The sequence below is a fragment of the Nonomuraea aridisoli genome (genome assembly GCF_003236395.1).
In the GTDB taxonomy this organism is placed as follows: Bacteria; Actinomycetota; Actinomycetes; order Streptosporangiales; family Streptosporangiaceae; genus Nonomuraea; species Nonomuraea aridisoli.
This window is the reverse complement of record NZ_POUD01000027.1, coordinates 1-20,999: the sequence shown is the minus strand read 5'-3', so window position 1 is coordinate 20,999 and position 20,999 is coordinate 1. Positions and strand designations below refer to the sequence as shown.

General features: G+C 70.4%; 18 protein-coding genes and 1 other RNA gene. 13 read left to right on the top strand and 6 right to left on the bottom strand.

Annotation, left to right across the window (positions count from 1 at the left end):
• Window positions 1–37: 37 nt before the first annotated feature.
• Together C1J01_RS09660 and C1J01_RS09655 are read left to right on the top strand one after the other, a co-directional pair.
• A complete protein-coding gene (locus tag C1J01_RS09660) occupies window positions 38–838 on the top strand; it encodes a tryptophan 2,3-dioxygenase (RefSeq protein WP_111178253.1) in 801 nt (266 codons plus the stop codon).
• Between the two features lie 38 nt (window positions 839–876).
• Window positions 877–5,751 (top strand): NAD-glutamate dehydrogenase, encoded by a 4,875-nt coding sequence (locus C1J01_RS09655; RefSeq protein WP_111178251.1) that lies wholly within the window; start codon window positions 877–879, stop codon window positions 5,749–5,751.
• Window positions 5,752–5,808: 57 nt separating this feature from the next.
• On the opposite strand, the gene C1J01_RS09650 is transcribed toward C1J01_RS09655, so the two are convergent.
• Genes C1J01_RS09650 through C1J01_RS09635 form a run of 4 tightly spaced genes read right to left on the bottom strand, consistent with a single transcriptional unit; the run spans window position 5,809 to window position 8,220 of the window.
• Window positions 5,809–6,636 (bottom strand): ABC transporter permease, encoded by an 828-nt coding sequence (locus C1J01_RS09650; RefSeq protein ID WP_111178249.1) that lies wholly within the window; start codon window positions 6,634–6,636, stop codon window positions 5,809–5,811.
• Entirely contained in the window at window positions 6,633–7,502 is an 870-nt protein-coding gene (locus tag C1J01_RS09645; protein ID WP_438943109.1) for an ABC transporter ATP-binding protein, read from the bottom strand. The genes C1J01_RS09650 and C1J01_RS09645 overlap by 4 nt, the downstream gene beginning before the upstream one ends.
• Before the next feature lie 5 nt (window positions 7,503–7,507).
• The gene (locus C1J01_RS09640) at window positions 7,508–7,990 is read right to left on the bottom strand and encodes a Clp protease N-terminal domain-containing protein (RefSeq protein ID WP_111178247.1); all 483 of its coding nucleotides are present in this window, start codon (window positions 7,988–7,990) and stop codon (window positions 7,508–7,510) included.
• Window positions 7,987–8,220, bottom strand: a complete 234-nt coding sequence (locus tag C1J01_RS09635) for a hypothetical protein (RefSeq protein ID WP_111178245.1) — start codon at window positions 8,218–8,220, stop codon at window positions 7,987–7,989. The genes C1J01_RS09640 and C1J01_RS09635 overlap by 4 nt, the downstream gene beginning before the upstream one ends.
• 75 nt (window positions 8,221–8,295) lie before the next feature.
• On the opposite strand from C1J01_RS09635, the gene C1J01_RS09630 reads away from it, so the two are divergent.
• Window positions 8,296–9,237 (top strand): serine/threonine-protein kinase, encoded by a 942-nt coding sequence (locus C1J01_RS09630; protein WP_181448665.1) that lies wholly within the window; start codon window positions 8,296–8,298, stop codon window positions 9,235–9,237.
• Window positions 9,238–9,252: 15 nt separating this feature from the next.
• Here C1J01_RS09630 and C1J01_RS09625 read toward each other — a convergent pair whose 3' ends face one another.
• The gene (locus tag C1J01_RS09625; protein WP_146615528.1) at window positions 9,253–10,269 is read right to left on the bottom strand and encodes a DUF8094 domain-containing protein; all 1,017 of its coding nucleotides are present in this window, start codon (window positions 10,267–10,269) and stop codon (window positions 9,253–9,255) included.
• A 47-nt stretch (window positions 10,270–10,316) separates the two neighbouring features.
• Here C1J01_RS09625 and prfB point away from each other — a divergent pair, with 47 nt between their 5' ends.
• On the top strand, window positions 10,317–11,432 hold the full coding sequence (prfB, locus tag C1J01_RS09620) for a peptide chain release factor 2 (RefSeq protein WP_111178239.1): 1,116 nt from the start codon (window positions 10,317–10,319) through the stop codon (window positions 11,430–11,432).
• Here the strand turns inward: prfB and C1J01_RS09615 are convergent.
• Window positions 11,418–11,609, bottom strand: a complete 192-nt coding sequence (locus C1J01_RS09615; RefSeq protein ID WP_111178237.1) for a hypothetical protein — start codon at window positions 11,607–11,609, stop codon at window positions 11,418–11,420. The genes prfB and C1J01_RS09615 overlap by 15 nt on opposite strands.
• Before the next feature lie 203 nt (window positions 11,610–11,812).
• Between C1J01_RS09615 and ftsE the strand changes: the two genes are divergently transcribed.
• From ftsE to C1J01_RS09570, 9 genes are all read left to right on the top strand, one after another.
• Complete coding sequence (gene ftsE, locus C1J01_RS09610) at window positions 11,813–12,502, top strand: cell division ATP-binding protein FtsE (protein WP_049564761.1); 690 nt, start codon at window positions 11,813–11,815, stop codon at window positions 12,500–12,502.
• Between the two features lie 20 nt (window positions 12,503–12,522).
• Complete coding sequence (gene ftsX / locus C1J01_RS09605; RefSeq protein ID WP_111178235.1) at window positions 12,523–13,431, top strand: permease-like cell division protein FtsX; 909 nt, start codon at window positions 12,523–12,525, stop codon at window positions 13,429–13,431.
• A 47-nt stretch (window positions 13,432–13,478) separates the two neighbouring features.
• Complete coding sequence (gene smpB / locus C1J01_RS09600) at window positions 13,479–13,946, top strand: SsrA-binding protein SmpB (RefSeq protein ID WP_111178233.1); 468 nt, start codon at window positions 13,479–13,481, stop codon at window positions 13,944–13,946.
• A 20-nt stretch (window positions 13,947–13,966) separates the two neighbouring features.
• A complete protein-coding gene (locus C1J01_RS09595; protein WP_111178231.1) occupies window positions 13,967–15,823 on the top strand; it encodes a penicillin-binding transpeptidase domain-containing protein in 1,857 nt (618 codons plus the stop codon).
• 295 nt (window positions 15,824–16,118) lie between these two features.
• Window positions 16,119–16,502, top strand: a transfer-messenger RNA (tmRNA) gene (gene ssrA, locus C1J01_RS09590).
• Window positions 16,503–17,086: 584 nt separating this feature from the next.
• Window positions 17,087–17,950, top strand: coding sequence for a hypothetical protein (locus C1J01_RS09585; RefSeq protein WP_146615527.1), 864 nt, complete (start codon window positions 17,087–17,089; stop codon window positions 17,948–17,950).
• The gene (locus C1J01_RS09580; RefSeq protein WP_111178227.1) at window positions 17,947–18,576 is read left to right on the top strand and encodes a hypothetical protein; all 630 of its coding nucleotides are present in this window, start codon (window positions 17,947–17,949) and stop codon (window positions 18,574–18,576) included. Before C1J01_RS09585 ends, C1J01_RS09580 begins: the two co-directional genes overlap by 4 nt.
• Window positions 18,577–18,650: 74 nt before the next feature.
• Window positions 18,651–19,499 (top strand): phosphatidylinositol-specific phospholipase C/glycerophosphodiester phosphodiesterase family protein, encoded by an 849-nt coding sequence (locus C1J01_RS09575; protein ID WP_111178225.1) that lies wholly within the window; start codon window positions 18,651–18,653, stop codon window positions 19,497–19,499.
• 107 nt (window positions 19,500–19,606) lie between these two features.
• The coding region (locus C1J01_RS09570; protein WP_220039814.1) for a hypothetical protein at window positions 19,607–20,999 on the top strand (1,393 nt) is incomplete at its 3' end.

Genomic DNA, 20,999 nt, shown 5'->3' with positions numbered 1-20,999 from the left:
GGTTCCGCGCGACCGGGTGGTCAGGGGGAGGTGTTCGGTGGGCGTCACCGGTGATGCGCCCCGCCCTCCTCGGAGTTTCGGCGAGGAAGGCGGCCGGCTGTCCTACGGCGGGTATCTCCGGCTGCCCGAGCTCCTCGACCAGCAGCGCCCGCAGTCCGAGGCGCCCGACGAGCTGCTCTTCATCACCGTCCACCAGGTCTACGAGCTCTGGTTCAAGCTGCTGCTGCACGAGCTGGAGTCGGCCCGCGACGCGATGTTCGCCGGCGAGCTGTGGCGGACCCGTCACCTGTTCCGGCGCGTGCACGCGGCCGAGCGGGTGCTGGTCGAGCAGGTCGAGGTCCTGGAGACGATGACGCCTCAGGACTTCCTCGCCTTCCGCAGCAAGCTCTCGCCCGCCAGCGGCTTCCAGTCGGTGCAGTTCCGCGAGCTGGAGTTCCTGTCGGGGCTCAAGGACGAGCGCTACCTCGGCAGCTTCCGGCACGCCGGCACGGACGAGCTCGCCCGGCTGCGCCGCAGGCTCGACGAGCCGACGCTGTGGGACGCCTATCTCGCCGCGCTCTCCGGGCGCGGCCTGCCGGTCTCCGACGAGGAGATCATGGGCTCGCTGCTGACCGTGGCGAGAGACCGCAGGTCGTACGACGACCTGTGGCAACTGGCCGAAGACCTGCTGACGCACGATGAGACCGCCGCGTTGTGGCGGATGCGTCACGTCCAGATGGTCGAACGCCAGATCGGCACCAAATCGGGCACCGGCGGCTCGACGGGTGCCCCATACCTGCGCGACAGGACACGCCTGCACTACTTCCCGCTGCTGTGGGAACTAAGGGCCTGGCTATGAACCACTATGGCAACCCCTCACAAAGGAGTGAGAGCGAAATGCCGCTTGACGAGGCCAAGGACGAGCTGCTTCAGCGAACAGCCGAGAGTTGCGCGGTGGGCAGTGATCATGTGAGCACCGAGGAGGCGCTGTCCTTTCTGCGGACCTATTACCGGCATATCGCACCTGAGGACCTGCTCGACCGCGACCCCGTCGACGTGTACGGCCCCGCGATGTCCCAGAGACAGCTCGCCGAGGTCCGCCCGCAGGGCAGGGCCGTGGTGCGCGCCTTCACCCCGACCCTCGACCAGAACGGCTGGGACCCGGGCCACTCGGTCGTGGAGGTGGTGACCGACGACATGCCGTTCCTGGTCGACTCGGTCACGATGGAGCTCGAGCGGCACGGCCTCGGCACCCACCTGGTGGTCCACCCGCAGATGAAGGTGCGCCGCGACATGACCGGCCGGATGCTCGGCCCCGGCCAGGACGACGTCACCGGTCAGGTGCTCGTCGAGTCGTGGATCCACGTCGAGGTCGACCGGCAGTCCGACCCGACGGTGCTCAAGTCGCTGGAGGCCGACCTGCTGCGCGTGCTCAGCGACGTGCGCTACGCGGTCGAGGACTTCATGAAGATGCGGGCCCTGGCCGTCCAGACCGCCGAAGACCTGGGCATGAACCCGCCGCCGCTGGAGCCCGCGGAGGTCGAGGACAGCATCGACCTGCTGCGCTGGCTCGCCGACGGGCACTTCACCTTCCTCGGCTACCGCGAGTACCGCCTTGACCACACCGATGAGGGCGAGACGCTGCGCGCGCTGCCGGGGGCGGCGCTCGGCATCCTGCGCGACGACAAGATCGGCTCGGAGAGCTTCGCGTCGCTGCCCGCCGACGTGCGGGCCAAGGCGCGCGAGAAGCACCTGATGATCATCACCAAGGCCAGCTCGCGGGCGACCGTCCACCGCCCGGCCTACCTCGACTACATCGGGGTCAAGCTGTTCTCGCCCGAGGGCGAGGTGATCGGGGAGCGGCGCTTCCTCGGCCTGTTCACCCACGTCGCCTACAACGAGTCGATCTCCCGCATCCCCGTGCTCCGGCGCAAGCTGGCCGGGGTGCTGCAGGCGGGCGGGCTGGAGCCCGACAGCCACGACGGCAAGGACCTCATCGAGATCCTCGAGACGTTCCCGCGCGACGAGCTGTTCCAGACCTCGGTCGACCAGCTGCTGCCGATCGCGATGGGCGTGCTGCGGCTGCGCGAGCGCAAGCAGGTCAAGCTGTTCCTGCGCCGCGACGACTACGGCCGCTACATCTCCTGCCTGATCTACCTGCCGCGCGACCGCTACACCACGAAGGTGCGGCTGCGCATGCAGGAGGTCCTGATGAAGGCGCTGGGCGGCAGGACGCTCGACTACAGCGCCATGATCGGCGAGTCCGTGCTGGCCCGGCTGCACGTCGTCGTGCGCGGCGAGCGCGGCACGCCGCTCCCGCCGCCGGGCGTGGACGTCGAGGAGCTGGAGGCGCGCCTGGCCGCGATCACCCGCTCCTGGGAGGACGACCTGGCCACCGCCCTCACCGAGCTGACCTCCGAGGAGGAGGCCCCCGCCCTCATCAAGCGGTACGCCGCCGCGTTCCCCGAGGGTTACAAGGCCGACTTCCCGCCCAAGGTGGCCGTGATCGACCTGCAGCGGCTGGAGCAGCTCGTCTCCGAGGGCGACGAGGACGCGGTCAAGCTCAACCTCTACGAGCCGTACGACGCGGTGGAGGGGGAGCGGCGGCTGAAGGTCTACAAGGTCGGCTCGCCCATCTCACTGTCCGCCGCGCTCCCGCTGATCCAGCGGCTCGGCGTCGAGGTCGTGGACGAGCGGCCGTACGAGATCGACCGCGACAACGACCCGCGCACCAAGAACGCCTGGATCTACGACTTCGGCCTGCGCTACACCCCCTCGGACGAGGTGGACCGCGACGCCTTCAAACAGCTCTTCCAGGACGGGCTCACCGCCCTGTGGACCGGGCGCGTGCAGGCCGACGACTTCAACGCGCTCATCCTGGCCGCCGGGCTGACCTCCGAGCAGGTCGAGATCCTGCGCGTCTACGCCAAATACCTGCGCCAGGCCGGCAGCACGTTCTCGCAGCCGTACATGGAGCGGGTGCTGCTCGGCAACGTGCGGCTGGCGCGGCTGCTCGTGCGGCTGTTCGAGGCCAGGCTCGATCCGCGGCGCGGCGACGAGGCCCGGCCCGACCTGGTGGAGGCGGTCACCGAGGAGATCCTCGGAGCGCTGGACGAGGTGGCCTCGCTGGACGAGGACCGCATCCTGCGGGCGTACCTGGAGATGATCCAGGCGACGTTGCGCACCAACTACTTCCAGACCGTCGGCGGCCGGCGCAAGTCGTACATCTCGCTGAAGTTCGACCCGCAGGCCATCAGCGTGCTGCCGCTGCCGCGGCCGAAGTACGAGATCTTCGTGTACTCGCCGCGGGTCGAGGGCGTGCACCTGCGCTTCGGGAAGGTGGCGCGGGGCGGGTTGCGCTGGTCGGACCGGATGGAGGACTTCCGTACGGAGATCCTCGGCCTGGTCAAGGCCCAGATGGTGAAAAATACCGTTATTGTCCCCACCGGGTCCAAGGGTGGATTCGTCGTCAAACAGCCGCCCGCCTCCGGCACCCGCGAGGACGTCCTCGCCGAGGGCGTGGCCTGCTACCGGATGTTCATCTCCGGCCTGCTCGACGTCACCGACAACCTCGTGGACGGCAAGGTCGTGCCGCCGCCCGACGTCGTCCGGCACGACGGCGACGACACCTACCTCGTCGTCGCCGCCGACAAGGGCACCGCCACCTTCTCCGACATCGCCAACGGCGTGGCCAAGGAGTACGGCTTCTGGCTCGGCGACGCCTTCGCCTCCGGCGGCTCCATCGGCTACGACCACAAGGTCATGGGCATCACCGCCCGCGGCGCCTGGGAGTCGGTCAAGTACCACTTCCGCACGATGGGCGTCGACACGCAGACCACCGACTTCACGGTGGCCGGCATCGGCGACATGTCGGGCGACGTGTTCGGCAACGGCATGCTGCTCTCGCGGCACATCCGGCTGGTGGCCGCCTTCGACCACCGCCACGTCTTCGTCGACCCCGACCCCGACGCCGCCCGCTCCTACGCCGAGCGCGAGCGGCTGTTCCGGCTGCCGCGCAGCTCCTGGGAGGACTACGACCCGGCGCTGATCTCGGCCGGCGGCGGCGTGTTCCCGCGCACCGCCAAGTCGATCCAGATCACCCCGCAGATGCGCGAGGCGCTCGGCATCCCGGCCGGCGTCACCTCGATGGCCCCGAACGACCTGATCAGCGCCATCCTGCGGGCCCCGGTCGACCTGCTGTGGAACGGCGGCATCGGCACGTACGTCAAGGCGAGCGCCGAGTCCCACGCCGACGTCGGCGACAAGGCCAACGACGGGCTCCGGGTCAACGCCGCCGAGCTGCGCTGCAAGGTCGTCGGCGAGGGCGGCAACCTCGGCTTCACCCAGCTCGCGCGCATCGAGTTCGCGGCCAACGGCGGCCTGGTCAACACCGACTTCATCGACAACTCGGCCGGCGTGGACACCTCCGACCACGAGGTGAACATCAAGATCCTGCTCGACCAGGTCGTCCGTGACGGCGAGCTGACCGACAAGCAGCGCAACCAGCTCTTCACCTCGATGACCGACGAGGTCGCCGACCTGGTGCTGCGCGACAACTACGCCCAGAACGTGGTGCTCGCCGCCGCCCGCGCGCAGGCCGTCGAGATGCTGCACATCCACGCCCGCTACCTGCGCAAGCTCGAACGCGACGGGCTGGTCAACCGTGAGCTGGAGTTCCTGCCGTCGGACAAGACGCTGGCCGAGCGCCGCCAGGCCAAGCTGGGCCTGACCGCGCCCGAGTTCTCCGTGCTGCTGGCCTACACCAAGCTGGCGGCCGACGCCGAGGTGCTGGCCTCCGACCTGCCGGACGACCCGTACCTCGCCTCGTGGCTGGTGTCGTACTTCCCGTCGGCGCTGCGCGAGCGGTTCCGGGCGTACATGGACAACCACCCCCTGCGCCGCGAGATCATCACCACCTGCGTGGTCAACGAGGTGGTCAACATGGCGGGCACCACCTTCCTGTTCCGCTTCGCCGAGGAGACCGGAGCCTCGGTGCCCGACATCGTGCGGGCGTACCTGGTGGCGCGGGAGGTCTTCGACCTGCCGAGCTTCTACCGGGCCGTCGAGGAGCTGGACAACCAGGTCGACACGGCCACCCAGATCGCCATGCTGCTGGAGGCCCGCAAGCTGGCCGAGCGCGGCACCCGCTGGCTGCTGGTCAACCGCCGGCCGCCGCTCGACCTGGCCGGGTCGGTGAGCTTCTTCCTCAAGGGCGTCGACGGCCTGCCCGCCCACGCGCCCAAGCTGCTCACCGGGCCCGACCTGGCCGCCTACGAGGAGCGCCGTGACTCCTTCGCGGCCCGCGGGGTGCCGCCGGAGCTGGCCGAGCGGGTGGCCGGCATGGTGCCCGCGTACTCGACGCTGGACCTGGTGGAGATCGGGTCGGTGACCGGGCGGCCGGTCAACGAGGTGGCGGAGGTCTACTTCGACCTGGCCGACCGGCTGCAGCTGGCCCGGCTGCGCGAGCGGGTCATCGCGCTGCCGCGCGACAACCGGTGGAACTCCATCGCCCGCTCGGCGCTGCGCGACGACCTGTACGCCGCGCACGCCTCGCTGACCCGCGACGTGCTGGTCCACAGCAAGCCGGGACTGCCGCCGGAGGAGCGGCTGGCCCGCTGGACGGAGGCCAACTCGGCGGCGGTCGCCCGGGCCCGGCAGACGTTGTCGGAGATCTGGGAGAGCGACCACTTCGACCTGGCCACCCTGTCGGTCGCCCTGCGCGCCATCCGCACGCTGGTCGCCGCCAGCAACCTGCCCCACGCGGAGGCATAACCGACGCAGTAGCCGATGCCGTGGCGGTCGCCGGAGTCCAGGCGGCCGCCACGCGCGTCAGCCGACGCGCCGCAGGGCGCGTTCCCGGCGGGCCGCCACGCCGGAGCCGGACTCCCGCCGCGCCATCCGGCGCAGCACGACCGGCGCCAGCAGCAGGCCGAGCACGGCCCAGGCGCCCAGCACGCCGGCGATCTCCAGGTGCCGCCAGGACTCGCCGACCTCGACGGCCACCGCCGAGTCCGGCAGCAGGGCCGAGCGCATGCCGAGCCCCATCCAGTAGATCGGGAAGAGCTGGCCGATCACCTGCAGCCAGGCGGGCAGCGCGGTGAGCGGGTAGAACACGCCGGAGATCCCGATCACGGCCATGAACGGCAGCTGCACCAGCCCCTGCGCGCGTGCGGACGGGAACAACGAGCCCAGCACCGCGCCGAGCGGCAGGGTCGCGACCAGGCCGAGGGCGAGCACCCAGGCCAGCGTGGGCCACGATCCCGGGCCGATCCGCAGCCCGTCGACGAGGAACACCGCGGGCACCAGGAAGATCACCAGATCGGCGAGGACGCCGCCGGAGACCGAGATCACCTTGCCCACGAGGTACGCGGGCATGCCGTGCGGGGTCGCCTTGGCGCGCAGCAGGGTGCCGTCCTCCCGGTCGGCGGTGAGCTGCTGGCTCATGCTGATCATGCCGGTCGCCGCGTTCATCCCGAGGATGCCGGGCAGCGCCAGCGCGGCCAGCGGCAGCCCGCCGAACGAGACGTCCCTGACGAAGAAGAGCACCGCCACCATCAACCCCGGCCACAGGAGATGCGAGAACAGCTCGGGGCCGTTGGTGAACGACTGCCGCAGCTCGGCCAGGCCGCGTGCCCAGCCCGCGCGCAGCGCCGTCATGACCCGGCCTCCGCCTGGCGCACCAGCGACAGGTACGTCCGTTCCAGCGAGCCCCTTCGGATCTCCAGCTCGCGTACGTCCTCGCCGTGCCGGGCGAACAGGTCGCGGGCGAACGCGGTCGAGTCCGCCGTCTTCTGGACGAAACGCCGGCCGTTCATGAGCCAGCGCACCTCGTCCTCGCCGGCGATCCGCCGCGCCAGTTCCGCGGCCGTGCCGTCGGCGACGATGCGGCCGCCGTTCAGCACGAGGATGCGGTCGGCCAGCTTCTCGGCCTCGTCCAGGTCGTGCGTGGTGAGCAGGACGGTGGTCTCGCCGTCGTCGGCCAGGTCGCGCACCAGGTCGTGGAAGTCGTGCCTGGCCTGCGGGTCGAACGACGCGGTCGGCTCGTCGAGGAAGAGCACCTCGGGGCGGCCCACCAGGCCGATCGCCACGTCCAGGCGGCGCCGCTGCCCGCCCGAGAGCGTCTTGATCTTCTTGCCCGCGTGCTCGGTCAGGCCCACCGCCGCGATCAGCCGGTCGGCGTCCCACGGCCGCGGGATCCTCGGGGTGGCGTACGCGGCGTAGTAGGCGCCCAGATGGGCCAGTAACTCGCGGACGCGCCAGTTGCCGTGGTCGCGCCAGGACTGCAGGACCACGCCGATCCTGGCCCGCCAGCGTTCGTCGCCGCGCGCGGGATCCGCGCCGAGCACCTCGGCCCGGCCGCCGGAGCGGGCGCGGAAACCCTCCAGGATCTCGATCGTGGTGGTCTTGCCCGCGCCGTTCGGTCCCAGCAGCGCGAGGACCTCGCCGCGGCGCGCCTGGAACGTGACACCGTGCAGGACGTCGGCCGAGCCGTAGCGCATGCGCAGCCCCTCGACCTCGATCACGCCGCTCACCACGCCTCGCCGGGGAGGGTGTCGCGTACGCGGGCCATCAGCTCCGCCCGGTCGACGCCGGCCAGGGCGAGGGCGCGGGGCACGGTGCCGATCTCGGTGTCGAGCACGCCGAGCAGCAGATGGGCGGGGCGCAGGTCGCGTTTGCCCTTGGCGGCGCCGAAGCCGCGTTCGAGCGCGAGCCGCGCCGAGGCGCCGATCTTCGGAGTGTCCTTCGGGTCGGGGGTGGCCCGGGGCAGGTCGAAGGCGGCGAGTGACACCCCGGCCGCGCTCAGGCTGTGCTCGAACTCACGGTCCAGCGCGTCCCTGACGGCCCGCGGCCCGAGGCCGGCCGCCGTCAGCACGCGCTGCGCCGCGGTGCCCTCGTGGGCGGCGAGCGCCAGCAGCAGGTGGTGGGCCTCGATCAGGGCGGCCCCCTCCTCCCGCGCCTCGGCCCCCGCCTCTATGAGGATCGCCTGGATGTAGTGGTCGATGGTGCTCAACTTCGTCTCCTCAACGTCACGCCGGCCGCGATGAGCCGCTTGGCGTGCTTCTTGTGGACCGCCTGGCGGGTGACGCCGAGCGCCTCGGCGACCTCCGGCCAGCTCCAGCCCTCGCGCATGGCCTGCTCCACGGCGGCGTCCTCGAGCCGATCGGCCAGCCGTCGCAGCGCCACGACGGCCGCCAGCGCGTCGGCGGGATCCTGCGGATGGGGAACTTCTTCTGCCGGCATGCAAGCAACCGTAGTTGACTAATTCGGAGATAGTCAACCGAAGTTGCTCAGCCCTCTGGTGGAAGAATGCGTTGCATGGACTTGGGCGGCCGCTACCGCTTGGAGAGACGACTGGGCCGGGGCGCCATGGGCGAGGTCTGGCGTGCGCTGGACCTGCGCCTGGACCGCCCGGTAGCCGTCAAGCTGATGGCCCCGAGCTCCGGCAGCGAGGCGAGGCGCTTCCTGCGCGAGGGCAGGCTGGCCGCACGGATCAACCACCCCGGGGTCACCACCGTCTTCGACGTCGACCGGCACGGAAGACGCCTGTTCATCGTCATGGAGCTGCTGAACGGCAGGGATCTCGGAGCCGTGATCCGCGACCACGCGGACGGGCTGGAGCTCTCCGAGGTCTTCGAGATCGGCCGCCGGCTGGCCGAGGCACTCTCCGCCGCCCACGTGCTCGGCATCGTCCACCGCGACCTGAAACCCGGGAACATCGTGATCCTCGACGACGGCACGGTGAAGATCTGCGACTTCGGCATCGCCCGCGCCCTCGACGTCACCCGCATCACCAGGACCGGCCTGACCGTCGGCACGCCCGCGTACATGGCGCCCGAGCAGTTCGGCGGCGCCGCCGTGGACCGGCGCGCGGATCTCTACTCCCTGGGTTGCGTGCTCTACGAGCTCTGCACGGGCCGGGTGCCCTTCCCGGCGGCCAACATCGCCCAGGCCATGTACGGGCACCTGAGCGCGCCGCCGCCCTCCCCGAGGACGGGCGACCGCGACCTGGACGCGCTCGTGCTCTCCCTGCTCGCCAAGGACCCGGCGCGCCGCCCCCAGCACGCGAACGAGGTCGCCCGATGGCTCCGGGAGCTCGGGAAGGATCACCGCTCCACGCGGCCCCTGCTGGACCTCTGCGACGCCACCTTCAGGTCGTTGCTGGACGCCGCGATCGAGCGCCAGGACCACGAAGCGGCGGCCCTGCTGCGGGAGCAGGAGAAGGTCTACCTGCGCATGCGACAGGCGCTGGAGCGCTGAGGCCGAGAGCGCGCGTCAGGCGCCGGTGGCGCGGGTGAGGGCGCCGTCGTGGGCGATGACCTCGGCGGGCGCGGGGGTGCTCAGCGGCGGGACGGTGGTGGCGTACTGGTGGATCTCCGTCAGCCGGAGCGTGCGCGGCACCGACGGCGAGGAGATCGCCCAGGCCGCCTCCTCCGGCACCGGGATGATGTACGACTTGTTGGTCACGTTCTTCGTGGACGTGGTGCGCGACAGGGAGTACTGGATCAGCGCGCCGCCGTCCTCGGTGCGCAGCCCGTAGACCGGGTAGTTGTCGGCGCTGAAGATGGAGTCGTAGCTGAAGCCGTCGGCCTTGGCCGTCTCGCGGTAGGTGGCGATCTGCTCGGCCACGTCGGTCGTGTAGGGGCCGGGCGCGAGCAGGCCGGCGGTCGAGCCGGCGGTGCCGGTCTCGGCCACGCTGGCGTGCACGGGCCCCATGAACTGCGGGCTGATCGTGACGCTCTTGTCGTCGGCCGGCACCGCGCCGGCGTAGCCGTCGGCGTCGAGCCGGATGCCGGGCAGCTCCTCGCCCGGCAGCAGCTGGGCGGCCGAGCTGAGCCGCCAGCGGTCGGACCTGGCGAACGTCAGCAGCGTCGGCTGCCCGTTGCGGGTCGTCAGCGCGCTGAACCACGGCGAACGCTCGCCCGCCTCGAACCTCGGCACGTAGAGCGTCGGGGTGCCCCACCTGTAGCGCGGCGGCGCGTAGCCGGTGGACAGGTAGGCCGCCACCGTGAGCTGCGTCTGCCCGCCCGCGGTGATGTCGGTCGCCAGCGCGAGCCGCCCCTGCAGGTCGCTCGCCACCCGCAACGCGTCGTCGGTGAGGGTGATCTCCCTGAAGACCTCGGCCGCCTCGTCCCTGGTGACGGCCGGCTCGGCGGGCGAGGGCGACGGGGCCTGCGGGGCCGTCGTGGCCGACCTCGTGGGGTCCGATCGGGCATCGCCGGTGCAGGCGGTCGCCGCGGCGAGCAGGCCGGCGGCGATCGCCAGCATTTTCCGCCGACCGTATGCGCGCACCTCGCCATGTTATTCGGGCGCGCGCCGGTCGCGTACCCTTGGGAGACGTGGCAGGCATCGATCCGGCAGAAGAGATCAACGAGCTCGCGGGGACACTCCGCAGCATCCAGGACGTGCTCGACCTCGACGCGATGCGCAAGCAGATCGCGGAGCTGGAGCAGCAGGTTGCCGCGCCCGATCTCTGGGATGACCCCGACCAGGCCCAGAAGGTGACGAGCAGGCTCTCCCACCTCCAGGGCGAGCTCAACCGCGTCGAGGGCGTCGCGCGCCGCCTCGACGACCTCAACGTGCTCTACGAGCTCGCGGCCGAGGAGGGCGACGACGACACGCGCGCCGAGGCCGACAAGGAGCTCCAGGCACTCAAGTCCGACATCGGCGCCCTGGAGGTCCGCACCCTCCTGTCGGGCGAGTACGACGCCCGTGAGGCGCTCGTCACCATCAACTCCCAGGCCGGCGGCGTCGACGCGGCCGACTGGGCGGAGATGTTGCTGCGGATGTACCTGCGGTGGGCCGAGCGCAAGGGCTACGCGACCGAGGTCTACGACACCTCCTACGCGGAGGAGGCCGGCATCAAGTCGGCCACGTTCACGATCAAGGCCCCCTACGCCTACGGCACGCTCAGGGGCGAGCACGGCACCCACCGGCTGGTCCGCATCAGCCCGTTCGACAACCAGGGGCGGCGGCAGACGTCGTTCGCCGGCGTCGACGTCGTGCCGGTGGTCGAGCAGACCGACCACATCGACATCAACGAAGACGAGATCCGCGTCGACGTCTACCGCTCCAGCGGTCCCGGCGGCCAGGGCGTCAACACCACCGACTCGGCGGTGCGCATCACCCACATCCCGACCGGCATCGTCGTCTCCTGCCAGAACGAACGCTCGCAGCTGCAGAACCGCGCCACCGCGATGAACGTGCTGCAGGCCAAGCTGCTGGAGCGCAAGCGGCAGGAGGAGGCGGAGAAGATGTCGGAGCTGCGCGGCGCCACCACCACGTCGTGGGGCACGCAGATCCGCAACTACGTGCTGCACCCGTACCAGATCGTGAAGGACCTGCGCACGGGCACGGAGGCGGGCAACCCGTCAGCGGTGCTCGACGGCGACCTCGACGAGTTCATCGAGTCGGAGATCCGCTGGATGCGGCGGCAGGAGTCAGAGACCGCTTAGGTGGTTGATCGCGAGCGTCAGCAGGAAGAGCGCGATCAGGAGAAGGGCGATGAGGGCGGGTGACAGCCCGGCGAAGCCGTGCTGGTGCATCCGCTCTCTGCTGGCGCGGCACATGGGGCAGCGGCCCTCGATCACGGGGTGGGCGCACTGCGCGCATACGAGGTGTTCACAGCTCATGACAGCCCCAAGTCTAGCCGCACAATCGTTTTGTTTCCGTTATGGACGTTCCATGCCAGTCTTCCCCCTAGACTGTCGTCTGGCCAATCGGAACGTCGATCATCAGTAAAGAAGACGTAACCCGATTGGTCGGCGGCGGGAAGTGGGCATATGCCACCCTCGCTTCCGTCCTGACCCCTAGACTGGCATGCCGTGATGCTCTCGTGATCCATTTCGATAATGTCACCAAGGTCTACACGAACCAGAACCGGCCCGCCCTCGACCACGTCTCCGTCGACGTCGACAAGGGTGAGTTCGTGTTCCTCGTCGGTCCCTCGGGATCAGGCAAGTCGACGTTCCTGCGTCTGGTCCTCAAGGAGGAGCGGCCCAACTCCGGCGCGATCCACGTCGCCGGCAAGGACCTGGCCCGCCTCTCCAACTTCAAGGTGCCTCACCTGCGTCGCCGCATCGGCTGCGTGTTCCAGGACTTCCGGCTGCTGCCGAACAAGAACGTCTACGAGAACGTGGCGTTCGCGCTGGAGGTCATCGGCAAGCCGCGGCGCTTCATCCGCAAGGTGGTGCCCGAGGTCATCGAGCTGGTCGGCCTGGAGGGCAAGGCCCACCGGATGCCCGACGAGCTGTCCGGTGGCGAGCAGCAGCGTGTCGCCATGGCCCGCGCGTTCGTCAACCGGCCCATGATCCTGCTGGCCGACGAGCCGACGGGCAACATCGACCCCGCGACGAGCATCGGCATCATGAAGGTGCTCGACCGCATCAACAGGACTGGCACCACGGTCGTCATGGCCACGCACGACGCGGCCATCGTCGACTCCATGCGCAAGCGCGTCGTGGAGCTGGAGGACGGCAAGATCGTCCGTGACCAGTCGCGTGGCGTCTACGGCCAGGCGTACTGACAGGGAGCTGCTGACACAACATGCGGGCGAATTTCATCTTCTCCGAGGTCTGGATCGGCCTCCGCCGCAACCTGACCATGACCATCGCGGTGATCATCACCGTGGCTGTCGGCATGGCGATGCTGGGCGTCGGCTTGATGATCAACGCCCAGGTCGGTGCGATGAAGGGGTACTGGGACGACAAGGTCGAGATCTCGGTATTCCTCTGCAACAAGGGATCGGCCATGCCGGCGTGCAACGGCAAGGCCATCACGACCGCGCAGACCAAGGCGCTCGAGGGCCACATCAAGGGCATCCAGGGCGTCAAGGAAGTGTTCTTCGAGGACCAGGCGAGCGCGTACAAGAACTTCCAGGAGTCGTACTCGGCCAACAAGGCCCTCGTCGAGGCCACCAAGGTCGAGGACATGCCGCAGTCGTTCCGGGTCAAGCTCGTCGACCCGGACAACTACCAGCCGATCATCCAGGCGATCGAGGGTCAGCCCGGCGTGTCGCAGGTGATGGACCAGAAACAGCTCATCGCCAAGTTCTTCGACCTGCTCGACAAGCTCTCCTTCTACGCCCTCGCGGTCGCCATCATCCTGGTGCTCGCGGCGGCCCTGCTGATCGGCAACACGGTGCGGCTGTCGGCGTTCAACCGGCGCCGCGAGACCGGCATCATGCGGCTGGTCGGCGCCTCCAACCTCTACATCCAGCTCCCGTTCGTCATGGAGGGCACGATCGCGGGCCTGATCGGCGGCGTCTTCGCGGCGGTCATCCTCATCGTGACGAAGGTCTTCCTGTTCGAGGAGATCGCCGGCTACTTCGGGGACGTCACCGCCCAGCTCACCTGGAACGACGTCGCCCAGGCCATCTCCATCACGATGGTCATCGGCGTGCTCATCTGTGTGCTGGCCTCCTTCGTGACGCTGCGCCGCTACCTCCGGGTGTAACCGTGCTCATGAACCGCCTCGGGGCCCGCCGCCGGTAAAGTCGAAGCATGCCACGTGAGACCGGGCGGAAGATCGTCGCCCAGAACAAACGTGCTCGGCACGACTACCACCTCGAAGACACCATCGAGGCGGGTCTCGTGCTGCAGGGCACCGAGGTGAAGTCGCTCCGCGAGGGCCGCGCCTCGCTCGTCGACGGCTACGCCATGATCGACGGCAACGAAGCGTGGCTGCACAACGTCCACATCCCCGAATACTCGCAGGGCACGTGGACCAACCACGCGGCCCGGCGCAAGCGCAAGCTGCTGCTGCACCGCAAGGAGATCGACAAGCTGGCCGCCAAGACCAAGGAGGGCGGGCTCACGATCGTGCCGCTGGCGCTCTACTTCAAGGACGGCCGCGCCAAGGTCGAGATCGCCGTCGCGCGCGGCAAGAAAGACTGGGACAAGCGGCAGTCCCTGGCCGAGCAGCAGGCCAAGCGGGAGATGGCCCGGGCCTTGCGGCACCGCAACCGATGAGAGCGGCGGCACCGCGACCCATGACACGTGCCCGCCGCACCCTCGCCGCGACCGTCACCCTGGCGGTCGCGGCGACGACCCTGACCGGCTGCTTCGAGGAGTCCTCGCCGCACGAGGCGGTGCGCGACTTCCTCGTCGGCTGGCAGTCCGAGGACTACGACCTGGCCGCCGGCCGCACCGACGGCGACGCGGCCAAGGTCCGCAAGGCGCTGGCCGACGCCAAGCAGGAGCTCGACGCGGCCTCGTTCCGCTTCCGGATCACCGGCATCAGCGTCGAGGGCGAGCAGTCCCAGGCCGACTTCCACGCCGAGGTCGACCTGGGCGAGAACAACCCCCTGTGGCAGTACGAAGGGGTGCTCCCGCTGCATCTCGTGGACGGCGTGTGGAAGGTGCGCTGGTCGCCGTCCGTGCTGCATCCGCAGCTCAAGGAGGGGCAGCGGTTCGCGGTCGACACCGAGCCCGTGCCGCGCCAGCCGGTGCTCGACAGGGCCGGCGACCCGCTGCAGAGCGACACCGTCCTCTACGTCGCGGGCGTGCACCCGGCCGCGCTGGGCGACCGGGCCGAGGAGGTGGTCGCGCAGCTGTCCGAGATCACCGGGTACGCCCAGGACCGGCTGCTGAGCCGCGTCCGCTCCTCGCCGCCCGACAAGTTCGTGCAGCTGGTGACGTTCGGCCGCACGCGCTATCTGTCGATGCGCCCGAAGCTCGAGGCCATCGACGGCATCGAGGTCGAGCCGCAGGAACAGCCCGTCAACCCCGACGCGCCCCGGCAGATCGTCGGCAGCGTCAGCGCGCTCACGCCCGAGACCGAGCAGAAGCTCGGCGGTCCGCAGCGGGCCGGCGACTCGGTGGGCCGCAACGGCCTGCAGCAGGCCTACCAGGACTACCTGACGGGCTCCACGCAGACCAAGGTGATCACGCTCGACCTCAAGAGCGGCAGGCAGGCCGCCCTGCTGGAGGAGTGGCCGGGCCGGCGGAACGTCTCGGTGAAGACCACCATCGACCGGGCCGCCCAGACGTCGGCCGAGGAGGCCGTGGCCGACACCGGGACGAGCGCGCTGGTGGCCGTGCAGGCCGATACCGGTCAGATCCTCGCCGTCGCCGCCAAGGGCATGCACCAGGAGCGCGACGCGCTGGCCGGCAAGTTCCCGGCCGGCACGGCGTTCTCCATCGTGGCGGCCGACGCGCTGCTCAAGCGCGGGGTGAGCCCCAAGCAGCGGCTGGCCTGCCCGCAGGAGCGCACGGTCGGCGGGGCCAAGTTCGTCCAGGTCGGCCAGGCCACCGGCACCTCGACGTCGGCCACGTTCCAGCAGCACTTCGCCAAGGGCTGCGTGACCGCGCTGGCCTCGCTGGCCCGCCGCGTCTCGGCCGACGACCTGGCCAACAGCGCCCGTGCGTACGGCGTGGAGAAGCCGTGGCGGCTGCCGCTGAGGTCGTTCAGCGGCACGCTGCCGTCGTTGTCCGGCGACGCCGACAAGGCCAAGGCCATCGCGGGCCAGAACGTCGAGGTGAGCCCGCTCGGCATGGCGCTCGTGGCCGGGGCGGTCGCCTCCGGCACCTGGCGGCCGCCGTTGCTGGTGACCGAGCCCAAGGCCCTCGATCCGGCCGGCGATCCGCTGCCGGCCACGCAGCCGTCTCCCGTGCCCGTCGACCCCAAGGTCCGTACGGCGCTGACCGCCATGATGCGGGCCGGCGCGGCCGGCAGCCCCGCCCAGGCGGGCAAGGGCAAGGTCTACGGCGTCACGGCGGCGGCCGGCGGCCAGCAGAGCTGGTTCGTCGGCTGGCAGGGCGACGTGGCCGTGGCGGTGCTGGCGAAGAACTACAACGCGGCGGCCGTGGCCGGCAGCTTCTTCGCGGGCCTCGGCAGCACCCCGTGAAAATGTCGTGACGGGGAGCAACCATCCGGACCCCGGGCTGCGTCTTACTGAGTGACTGGGCCCGCTCGGGGGGTTGCGGTCCCAGTCGCCGTGATGAGATCAGGGCTTCATCTCGGGGGAAGCCCTGCCGTCCGGACCGGCTCGACCCTGCCGGTCGGCCCCCGGGAGCGTGTGCGCGTGCGCCGTGCTCCCGGGGGTTTCGCCGCTCGGGAATCAAGTTGGCGTTCGGGGTGTTATCCCATGTACATTCTTGTTGCTCATCTCTTCACGTAAGAGGTGTGTTGACAACTGCACAGGGGGTGACTGGCTTCGACTTCGACTTTGCAAGCCAGGTGAAGCGGGCCGAGGACTGCGGACATAACCTCGTTAATCCTGTGACCGCAAACAACAAGTGCCAATTCCAAGAGCACTGTGGCGGCCAGGGACTCCCTGGCCCTCGCTGCCTAAGCAGCGAAACCACTGTCAGCCCGGGAGTGCCTTCGGCCCGGTGTCTGGCATCGCTAGAAGGCTCAACCGATCAACCCGGCCACGGGGGCGATCGGGAAATCAAACAGTGGCTGAGCCCGTCGGCGACTCGCCTGCGTGATCGCCGGGGCTGAGAAAAGCACAGCAGGCTGCGCCCGGAGAAGCCCTGACTTGGGGTTGAAGGACGCGGGTTCGATTCCCGCCACCTCCACCGACATCGAGACCGCCTCTTACCTGCGCGAATCGCGCGGGTAAGGGGCGGTTTCGTGTTTCCGGCCACCGTCGCTGTTGCCCGGCGTGGCGGCGCCGGCCGGGGACGGACAACACCGCCCGGTCGCCCGGCACCGGATCTGACGGACCGCCCAGGGGCGCCCGTTGCCGTCGCGGAGCAGGTCCTCGACGGACAGCAGCACGGAGCCCGGCTTGACGCCGAGCAGCAGCGCGCTCTATCGCCTCGTCGATGGGTCGCGAACGGCCACATCGGATCGGTGTCCGCGATGACGAACGCGGGCATCGTCGCGGCCGGATTGATGACCAGGTCGCACTGCACGTGGTCGGTCGAGCTCAGCGTGAGATCGATGTCTGCCCCATTAATTCCGTTTCTCGTTTAATGCGCCGTTTGGCCTATATCAGTGGTGCTGGGGTGAGCTGCGGCGGAGGCGGCGGGGCGGGTCGTTGCCGCCTGCCGCCCTCGCCGGGCCGAGTCTTTGGGGCGGGTGGTGCTGACTGCCTGCAATGAGTGCTTTACGTGTGGTTAGGTGTTCTTTGACAATTCTTGGGCCGGAGTGAGGGTGAAGGGTGTCAAGGGACGTCTGGCGGCATTCGGTGTTCGCGCCCCTGGTGGGCGTTTTGGGGTCGTTCGTGCTGTACGCGGCCGGAGTGGTGGAAGGGATGCTCGGGGCGGTCGGGGCGACCACCGCGCCGCCGGCCGCCGAGCTCGTGGTCACGTTGATCTTCGCGGTGTTCCTGACCGCCGTGCTGAGGATCGTGCGGGCGGTGCCGGACATCCGGCGTGAGAACGCGGCGACGGCGCGCGCGGTGGCGAACGTGACCTCGGTGCGGCCGGGCGAGGACACGCTGGTGGCGCGGCGGCTGAAGTTGTTCAGGGAGGCGGCCGAGGCCGGGAACGACTGCGAGTCCGTGCTGAGCGCCCGCTCGGCGCTGGACGAGAACGAGATGGCCAACCGCCACCACCTCGACCACGCGCTCATCTGGGCGCTGCCGGTCTTCGGCTTCATCGGCACGGCGCTGACGATGGCCGCGATGGTGACCTCGTTCTCCGGGGCGCTCGACAACCAGGGCGACCCCGGTGCGCTGATCACGGCGCTCAAGCAGCACGTGTTGCCCGAGCTGGCCTCGGCGTTCGGCGTGACGCTGATCGCGTTGTTCCTGAGCGTGGTCGCGTTCGGGGCGATGGCGCTGGTCGAGCGGGCCGAGCGTGCCGGGGTGACGGCGGCCGACGAGGTGTTCCTCGTGCACATCGCGCGGCTGCCCGCCAAGCAGGCGGCGCCCGCCCTGCACGGGCTGACGCAGGAGCTCGCCGAGTCGCGCGGCCGGACCGAGGAGCTGGTCAAGGGGCTGGACGCGCTGCGCACCGCGGTCGAGCGGCTGAACGCCCTGGAGAGCAGGCCGCAGAAGTACACCCTGGTGAGGGAGCCGTGAGGCGGCGTCCGGCGCGGTCGTTCGCGCCGCCGCTCGACCTGCGTTTCATCGACCTGTTCATGACGATCGTGCTGGCGCTGGCGTTCATCGCGATCATGCTGACCGTGGTGGCGCGGATGTTGCCGACCGAGGCCGCGCCGCCGCCGACGCGGCACGAGAAGAGCGTGGCCCAGCTGCGCAAGCAGCTCGACGCGGCCGTGCAGGCCAAGGAGCAGGCGGAGGCGGAGCTGCGTACGGCGCGGGCGCAGATCGCCGCGCCGCCCGCGGCCGGGCCGCCGCCGCAGCAGCCGGCGTTCACGCTGCCGTGGTGGCTGATCGGGGCCTGCGCGCTGCTGGGCGTGCTGGCCGTGTTCATGGGGTGGCGGATCCGCTTGTGGACGAAGGGCGGGCTGCCGCGGGCTCGGAGCTGGGTGCTCGTCGGGCTGGTGGTGGTGCTGGTCACGGTCGGGATCAGGTCGCTGACCGGGGGCGACGGGCAGCTGCTGCTCGCCGCGATCCCGTGGTGGGCGGCCGACGCGCTCTGCCTGGGGCTGCTGCTGGTCGCGTACGTGCTGGTGTCGGTGATCAAGGCGAGCCATGAGACGCTCGGGCAGATCCGGGCGCGGGCGGTACGCGATCTCCCGTAGTTCCACCAATAGCCACTTATGTCACACTTTTGCCGGTTAGCGTGGCGTGCATCCCTCACGACGAAGGAGATGCGATGTTACGTCGAGCATTCGGCGTGCTGGTCGCCGCCGGCGCCATGCTGCTGGCGGCCCCGCTGACAGTCCTGCCCGCGTCGGCCGCCGGCGGCGTGCAGCCGCTCGCCCGCGCCCACGCGCACAACGACTACGAGCACGAACGCCCGCTCCTTGACGCCCTCGACCACGGCTTCACCAGCGTCGAGGCGGACATCTACCTGGTGGACGGCGAGCTGCTGGTCGGCCACGACCCCGAGGACCTGCGCCCGGGCCGTACGCTGCAGGCGCTCTACCTGGACCCGCTGGCCGAGCGGGTACGGGCGGGCAGCGTCTACCCGGGCACCCGGCAGGGGCTCCAGCTGCTGGTGGACATCAAGAACAACGGCGCCGCCACCTACACGGCGCTCGGCGAGGTGCTGCGCGGCTACCGCACGATGCTCACCACGTACCACAAGGGCAAGGTGAAGCCCGGCGCGGTGACCGTGGTCATCAGCGGCGACCGGCCGCGCGACCTCATGGCCGCGCAGGAACGCCGGTTCGCCTTCTACGACGGCCGTCTGTCCGACCTGGGCCAGGGCGACCCCGGACTGATCCCGTTGATCAGCGACAACTGGACGAACCACTTCTCCTGGACCGGCGAGGGCGAGATGCCGGCCGCCGAGCGCGAGAAGCTGCACCAGATCGTGGCCACCGCGCACCGCGACGGCCAGCGCGTACGCTTCTGGGCCACCCCCGACGCGGCCGGCCCGGCCAGGGAGGCGCTCTGGCGGGAGCTCGTGGCGGCCGACGTCGACCACATCAACACCGACGACCTCGCGGGGCTGGAGCAGTACCTGCGGGCCGTCGACGCGGGGCAGGCGGCGGCGTAAAACACCTCGCTTCCGCTCAGCTTCGCCGGTAACGTCCGGAACCGGACTGGCCGCGGGACTTCGGTACGACTTCCGGAACCCGCCTCTGAAGCGATGCTTCGCAGCTCGTGCCCCCATTCCCCGGCCAGTCCACGACCCGGGGGGAGCCGATGGAGACGTACGCCGACCTGATCGAGTGCGAAGACCTGCTGCTCTTCGCCAACGCGGCGATCACCTCGACCGGGCAGCGTGAGTTCCACAGCCAGGCCGGCGACCAGCGGATCTCCCTCGGCTTCCTGCACGACTACATCCAGGGCAATTATCCCGACCTGTACGCCCTCACCCTGGCGCTCGACGTCAACGAGCACAACGCCGCCCTGATCATCGCCAACCTGCTGCGGCGGAAGGGCGGGGCCGGGGACGCGCGGCTGATCGCGTGGCGGCTGAGCCGGATGAGCCCGCCCCGGGTCTACCGGCTCTTCGGGCGGCTGCGCCGCGAGGGCGTCAACAACCGGCGCACCAGGGCGATCGTCCGCGACTGGCTCGCCGGCCGCCCCGACCTGGCCTTCGACGCGGTGAAGTACCGTGCGGCGGTGAAGTCGGCCGTGCGCCACGCGCACCTGCGGCCGGCCGGCGAGCTGGGCGACTTCCTGTTCGCGCCGTTCAGCCGGGCCCGCTACGAGACGACCGTCCTGGAGGCGTGGCGGCGGGCCCACTACGACAAGTCCGCCCTGTACGACCTGCCGTACACGGTCGCCGAGGGCTTCGCGGCCCGGCACGGCATCAGCCGGGCGGTCTTCCTCGAACGCATCGCGCCACGCCTCACCCGGCTGGAACGGCTGCGGCTGACGGGCGCTGCGGAGCGCGACGGCGTGCGCACCGCCGCCGACCTGGCCGCGCTGCCGCTGGTCAGGGTGGCCTCGTACGTGTTGTCGCTGGACCACCGGGCGCGGGCGGAACGGCGGGCCGAGCTGGTGGGCGCGCTGCGGGCGTCGGCGGCGCGGGCGGCCGGCGCGCGGGCCGGCACCTGGGGGAGCGTCACGGCGGTGCTGGACGACAGCTTCTCCTCCTACGGCTCCGCGGTGAAGCGCCGCCGGCCGCTGGCGGTCGCCCTGGCCTGCCACTACCTGCTGGAGGCGCTGGCCGGGACCTACCGGGGGCTGTGGGTGTCGGGCGGGACCGACCCGCTCATGGCGCGGCCGTCCGGGCCCACGCCGCTCGGGCGGCGGATCATCGACGCGCTGGAGACCATGGAGACACGGCCCGGCCTGGTCGTCATCGTCTCCGACGGGTGGGACAACGCGCCCCCCGGGCTGGCCGGCGAGGTGCTGCGGGTGTGGCGGCGCCGGCTCGACCCCGCACGGGAGGTCGGCGTCGTGCACCTGAACCCGGTGTACGACGCCGACGAGTTCGACGTGCGGCGGTTGTCGCCGACGGTCCCGACCGCCGGGATCCGTGACGCCGAGGACCTGCCGGCGCTCGTCGAGCTGGCCAGGTTCGCGGAGGGGCGGACGGGGGTGG

Excerpts from the sequence above, each read along its gene's own strand:
- smpB (WP_111178233.1), top strand. The coding sequence starts at position 13,479 with ATGCCACGTGAGACCGGGCGGAAGATCGTCGCCCAGAACAAACGTGCT.
- C1J01_RS09630 (WP_181448665.1), top strand. The coding sequence starts at position 8,296 with ATGGACTTGGGCGGCCGCTACCGCTTGGAGAGACGACTGGGCCGGGGC.
- C1J01_RS09635 (WP_111178245.1), bottom strand. The coding sequence starts at position 8,220 with ATGCCGGCAGAAGAAGTTCCCCATCCGCAGGATCCCGCCGACGCGCTG.
- C1J01_RS09575 (WP_111178225.1), top strand. The coding sequence starts at position 18,651 with ATGTTACGTCGAGCATTCGGCGTGCTGGTCGCCGCCGGCGCCATGCTG.
- ftsX (WP_111178235.1), top strand. The coding sequence starts at position 12,523 with ATGCGGGCGAATTTCATCTTCTCCGAGGTCTGGATCGGCCTCCGCCGC.
- C1J01_RS09615 (WP_111178237.1), bottom strand. The coding sequence starts at position 11,609 with ATGAGCTGTGAACACCTCGTATGCGCGCAGTGCGCCCACCCCGTGATC.
- C1J01_RS09595 (WP_111178231.1), top strand. The coding sequence starts at position 13,967 with ATGACACGTGCCCGCCGCACCCTCGCCGCGACCGTCACCCTGGCGGTC.
- C1J01_RS09655 (WP_111178251.1), top strand. The coding sequence starts at position 877 with ATGCCGCTTGACGAGGCCAAGGACGAGCTGCTTCAGCGAACAGCCGAG.
- C1J01_RS09650 (WP_111178249.1), bottom strand. The coding sequence starts at position 6,636 with ATGACGGCGCTGCGCGCGGGCTGGGCACGCGGCCTGGCCGAGCTGCGG.